We start from the raw sequence: 5,484 nt of genomic DNA, 5'->3' as shown, positions 1-5,484 counted from the left end.
CTTGCACGCCTGCGCCGGTGTTGAAGCCTTACTGCGCTGGCAACGGCCCAACGGCGACATGATTCGCCCGGATATCTTTATCAGCGCCGCTGAAGCCGAAGGCATGATTGTGCCGCTGACCCAGCATCTGCTGGAGTTAATGGCGGAAGATATTCAGGGCTGGCAGGTCGAACCGGGTTTTCACATTGGGCTGAATCTGGCGGCGGAACATCTGCAACATGCCGATTTCGTGGCAGATATCGAGCTGTTTGCTGAGCGCATCAAAGATAAAAAGATGATTATCACGCTTGAGCTGACCGAACGTAGTCTGATTGAAGATGGTGAAATGGTGGCGCGTAAACTGCGTCATTTGCGCGCGCAGGGCATGAAGGTCGCGATTGATGATTTCGGTACCGGACACTGCTCGCTGACCTATCTGCTCACCTTCCCGCTGGATTATCTGAAAATCGATCGCGGCTTTATTAACGCCATTGAAGGCCTTGACGTCGAAACGCCGGTGCTGGATGCGATTATTAATCTGTGCCACAAGCTGGAACTGGATGTACTCGGCGAAGGCGTAGAGACCGCAACACAATTTGAGTACCTGCGGCAGCGTGGTGTGATATTTATTCAGGGCTACTATTATGCCCGTCCGCTGGATAATGACCGGCTGCGTGCCTGGCTCAGCGAGCAAGGGCACAAGCCACTTCTCGTTGAGGAACATCATGAGCCTGAACTGCATCATTCTTGATGATTACCAGAACGTCGCCCAGTCGCTTGCCGATTGGGCGTCTCTCGCCCCGCTGGTTAACACGACTTCCCTGACTGAACATGTCGCCGACCAGGATCAACTGGTTAAGCACATCGCCCACGCTGATATTTTGGTGGTGATGCGCGAACGCACGCCGCTCAGCGCCGAGCTGATTGGCCGCTTGCCCAATCTGAAAATGGTGGTCACTTCCGGCATGCGTAATGCTTCCATCGATTTAGATGCCTGTGCGGAACGCTATATCGCGGTATGTGGCACCGCCAGCAGCAGCGCGGCACCGCTGGAACTGACGTGGGGATTGTTGCTTGGGCTGGCGCGCCATATCGTGCCGGAGAATCAAGCGCTGCGCAGCAACGGCGCGTGGCAGCACAGCTTAGGCATGAGTCTGCAGGGCAAAACGCTGGGCTTGCTCGGACTGGGCAAAATCGGCGGCGAGATGGCAAAAGTGGCGCAGGCGTTTGGGATGCATGTGTGTGCATGGAGCCAGAATTTAACCGCTGAACGCGCCGCCGAGTTTGGCGTTGAGCGCTCGCCCTCGCTGCAAGCGCTGCTCAAAAGCAGCGATGTGGTGTCGATTCATCTGGTATTGAGCGAGCGCTCACGGCATTTGATCGATGCGGCGGCGCTGGCGCAGATGAAGCCCGGCGCGCTGCTGATTAATACCTCGCGTGCCGGGATTGTCGATCAACAGGCGATGATCGCCGCGCTGCAATCGGGTCAGTTAGCCGGTGCGGGATTGGATGTGTTTGAACAGGAGCCGCTTCCGGCGGATCATCCGTTGCGTCTGCTGCCGAACGTGCTGGCGACGCCGCATCTCGGCTATGTTGCCGACAGCAATTACCGCACCTACTTTACGCAGGCGGTGGAAGATATTCAGGGATGGTTGACCGGTGCGCCACTGCGCTCGTTACTCTGAACGGCCTGCGCGACGTTTTTCCGCAATACGCAGCGCCACTTCGAGGCTATCTTCCGCCAGCGCGCCATTCGGCAGATCGCGCTGGGCGTTGAGACGCTGATTAATGCGCTCCAGCGTCGGCGTTAACTGGCCCACTAATTGCTGATATTCATCAAGCTGCGTGATGGGTTGGTTACGTGCGATGCTGGTTTGTGTCAGTCGTTGCAGCTGACGAAAGCTCTCCATCGCCTGGCTGGTGAGTAATCCGGCCTGACGCCAGCTTTTCAGGCGTTGCAGCAGTTCATCGGGTTGTTGCGCCAATAATGCCAGCTGCGCATCGGCACGTTCGCCACAGTTAATCCACTCAATCGAGGTACTGGAAACGGCAGCCGTCCGCGGTGCCGCAGGCACAATATTGATAAGATTCCTTTCTACACTGTCGATCATCGACAGCCAGGGATTCTTAAAAGACTGGGCGTTTTTCCTCGACATGAACACTCCACCTAAGCACGGCGGCAGAGTATTACTGAATGCTTACAAACTGGCAAGCGGTGCTTACCGCCTCGCTTAATGATAAGTTTTTCTTATTTATTTGCGCAACAATCAGGTATGGCAATAAAGCCGCGGCATACCAGAATAATTGATTATTTGATCGCCGTTCGGGAGTTGATACATCTGATAAAAATCATTATTGGCTTCACGTGCCGAGGTGAAAAGAACCTGTGCCGCCAGTGCGGCTGGCACGGTATCATCGGCCATAATTTGCACCTCATGGGTATTCACTCGCATAAAGTCGCCCTGACGATACCAGCTCATGTTTGAAACTCTGTGGACGCGATAGTGATTATCTCGCAAGGTAATGGTACCCGTTAGCATTGAACTGCCGCTGCCATCTGCTCTAAAGCGATTACGCACGGTAGCATCAATCGCACCAGTAGAAATTCCTTCATTATCAATTCGATATGGAACATCGCACCACTCTGGTACAGGTTCAGCGGGGCGCGCCAGCAACACCAATATCCAGGGCAAGATAAAAAGCATAAAAATAGCGAACCCAAGCCATAACTTACGCATCCGGTATCTCCTGAGCAGAAACCATCCACGACATGCACTCATTATTCTTTTGCGACATCGGCCTGACGCAGAGGAAAGCACTGGTAAATATGCGCGTGCGCGCCCGATTTATGTAAAGCAGCGGTGGAGTAGAACCATCCGGCAGATGCGGTTTTAGGTCACGAAATCGGCGCAACGCATCCTGCACAGCAAAGGAATTCGGCATCAGGCTTTCCGCGATGAACACCTGGGTTTGCGCCTCATGCCCATAAGATATGTAGTTTGTGCCTGCATGTCCGGTCGGTGCTAGCTCATGGCGCGTGACCAGCGCAAGCGCCACATTAAGCAGCAAAAAGATCACCAGCACTCCGCGCAGCAGCCAGGATTTTCTCTTTGCTACAACAGTTTTCATTCGTGTTGCAGGCTGCACGATAACCGACATCTTAGCCTCTGAGTCCACAGACACAATGTCGTTATAGGGTTCGACATCTACCTGCTCCGCCAACACGCAGCCAATTAGCGGAACCTGGTGTATCAAGGCACCTGGCGCGTGGGCATGCAGTGCCAGACGATTGATCTCGGCAATTGTGGTAGTAAGGCGATCGGCAAAGGGCACATCAGTGGGTTCCCGCTGAAACAGCACATGCAGTGCCTGATTACGCACCAATTTCCCCTGCGCATTTAGCACGCGGCGTAAAACTGCGCATTGAAGCGTCGTCAGCGCAACACGTTGTGTTGAGGAATTCAGCGGATAAAACATCTGGTGTTCGGCATCAAAACAGAGACTTTTGGCAAACAAAACATAACGCGCCATGCGAATCCTGATTTCCAAAAAAGCAATTGGCGTAAGTATAAGTAGATTAACCATAAGGCGCACGCTAACCGCAGCGCGTAATGTTATTTCCCCCTCTTTTTTTGACGCGTTTAAGCATGAATAAAGCCGTATCATTAGCTAAAAAATAGCCAGTTAATGGTGAAAACATGACAAATATCACACTAAATCGGTATACTCTGTCGCGGTTGGCAATCATTACCCCCCTAATAATTGCCCGGCAGGCCAGGGAAAAACGTTATTTCCCGGCTATGCTTTAATTTTCTCAACGCCGCGGACTGTTGGCATTTATTGAGTCCGCAGCGTTGAGGATTTTTCGAATTCCAATACAGGGTATCTGCATGAAACTACGTAGGAAGCGTGTAAAACCTATCGGGATTGATGATGTCACGATTATCGATGACTCCCGTTTACGTAAAGCCATTACCGCGGCTTCGCTGGGCAACGCGATGGAATGGTTTGATTTTGGTGTTTATGGCTTTGTGGCTTATGCACTGGGTAAGGTGTTCTTCCCGGATGCTTCACCAAGTGTACAGATGATTGCTGCACTGGGTACGTTCTCAGTTCCGTTCCTGATTCGTCCGCTCGGTGGTTTGTTCTTTGGCATGTTGGGCGATAAATATGGTCGCCAGAAAATCCTCTCTATCACCATCGTCATCATGTCGATCAGTACCTTCTGTATTGGCTTGATACCCTCTTATGCCTCCATTGGTATCTGGGCACCGATTCTGCTGCTGTTGGCAAAAATGGCGCAGGGCTTCTCAGTCGGTGGTGAATATACCGGCGCATCGATCTTCGTTGCCGAGTACTCGCCTGACCGTAAGCGCGGCTTTATGGGCAGTTGGCTCGACTTCGGTTCGATTGCGGGCTTCGTGCTGGGTGCGGGCGTTGTGGTACTGATCTCTACCATCATCGGTGAAGAGAAGTTCCTCGAGTGGGGCTGGCGCATTCCGTTCTTTATTGCGCTGCCGCTGGGCATTATCGGCTTGTATCTGCGTCATGCGCTGGAAGAAACGCCTGCGTTCCAGCAGCACGTTGAGAAACTGGAACAGGGCGACCGTGAAGGTCTGCGCGACGGCCCGAAAGTGTCGTTTAAAGAGATTGCGACCAAACACTGGAAAAGCCTGTTGGCCTGTATCGGTCTGGTGATTGCCACCAACGTGACCTACTACATGCTGCTGACCTACATGCCGAGTTATCTGTCGCATAACCTGCACTACTCGGAAGATCACGGCGTGTTAATCATTATCGCCATCATGATGGGTATGCTGTTTGTGCAGCCAGTGATGGGCATGCTAAGTGACCGTTTTGGCCGTCGTCCGTTTATCATCATTGGCTCTATCGCGCTATTTGCCTTCGCGATACCGTCCTTTATGCTGATCAATAGCGGCGTGTTGGGCCTGATTTTTGCCGGTCTGCTGCTGATGGCGGTAATTCTTAATGCCTTTACCGGTGTGATGGCGTCGTCGCTACCTGCGATGTTCCCAACCCACATTCGCTACAGCGCGTTAGCAAGTGCCTTTAATATCTCGGTGCTGATTGCTGGTTTGACACCGACACTCGCCGCTTATTTAGTCGAAGCCACCAACAATCTGTACATGCCAGCTTACTACCTGATGGTTGTCGCGGTGATTGGTTTGATTACCGGTATCTACATGAAAGAGACCGCTAACAAGCCGCTGCGCGGTGCCACTCCGGCGGCGTCGGATCTCGAAGAAGCGCGTGAAATTCTTCAGGAGCATCACGACAACATCGAGCAGAAAATCGAAGATATTGATGACGAGATCGCCAAGCTTGAGGCGAAACGTAAAAACCTGGTGCAGCAGCACCCGGACATCAACGAGTAATCTTCCCCGCTCCCGCCGCCCGGCGGGAGTTTTCGTTTCCGCACACAATCCTTCATGCGCAGTGCCGAAAAGGGGTAAACTATTGCCACTTTTTTAACCTGCATAAGTT

The 5,484-nt window shown here is 52.7% G+C and carries 6 protein-coding genes; 3 read left to right on the top strand and 3 right to left on the bottom strand.

Features of this window, described 5'->3' with window-relative positions:
* The coding region (locus RTY00_RS13290; RefSeq protein WP_312664771.1) for an EAL domain-containing protein at positions 1-730 on the top strand (730 nt) is incomplete at its 5' end.
* Positions 705-1,664 carry a D-2-hydroxyacid dehydrogenase family protein gene (locus tag RTY00_RS13285; RefSeq protein ID WP_312664770.1) on the top strand — a complete coding sequence of 320 codons (960 nt, stop codon included), beginning with the start codon at positions 705-707 and terminating at the stop codon, positions 1,662-1,664. The genes RTY00_RS13290 and RTY00_RS13285, both read left to right, overlap by 26 nt.
* On the opposite strand, the gene RTY00_RS13280 is transcribed toward RTY00_RS13285, so the two are convergent.
* The 3 genes from RTY00_RS13280 to RTY00_RS13270 form a co-directional block, all read right to left on the bottom strand.
* Entirely contained in the window at positions 1,656-2,135 is a 480-nt protein-coding gene (locus RTY00_RS13280; protein ID WP_312664769.1) for a hypothetical protein, read from the bottom strand. The two genes, RTY00_RS13285 and RTY00_RS13280, sit on opposite strands and share 9 nt — an antisense overlap.
* 111 nt (positions 2,136-2,246) lie before the next feature.
* A complete protein-coding gene (locus RTY00_RS13275) occupies positions 2,247-2,717 on the bottom strand; it encodes a hypothetical protein (protein ID WP_312664768.1) in 471 nt (156 codons plus the stop codon).
* On the bottom strand, positions 2,710-3,510 hold the full coding sequence (locus RTY00_RS13270) for a hypothetical protein (protein WP_312664767.1): 801 nt from the start codon (positions 3,508-3,510) through the stop codon (positions 2,710-2,712). Before RTY00_RS13270 ends, RTY00_RS13275 begins: the two co-directional genes overlap by 8 nt.
* A 359-nt stretch (positions 3,511-3,869) precedes the next feature.
* Between RTY00_RS13270 and proP the strand changes: the two genes are divergently transcribed.
* Positions 3,870-5,375: a glycine betaine/L-proline transporter ProP gene (proP, locus tag RTY00_RS13265; protein ID WP_008108164.1), complete on the top strand. Its 1,506-nt coding sequence runs from the start codon at positions 3,870-3,872 to the stop codon at positions 5,373-5,375.
* Positions 5,376-5,484: the final 109 nt, after the last annotated feature.

Origin of the sequence: Pantoea sp. CTOTU49201, from assembly GCF_032054795.1 — a bacterium.
GTDB classification, from domain to species: Bacteria; Pseudomonadota; Gammaproteobacteria; order Enterobacterales; family Enterobacteriaceae; genus Pantoea; species Pantoea symbiotica.
This window is presented reverse-complemented; position numbering and strand designations above follow the sequence as displayed.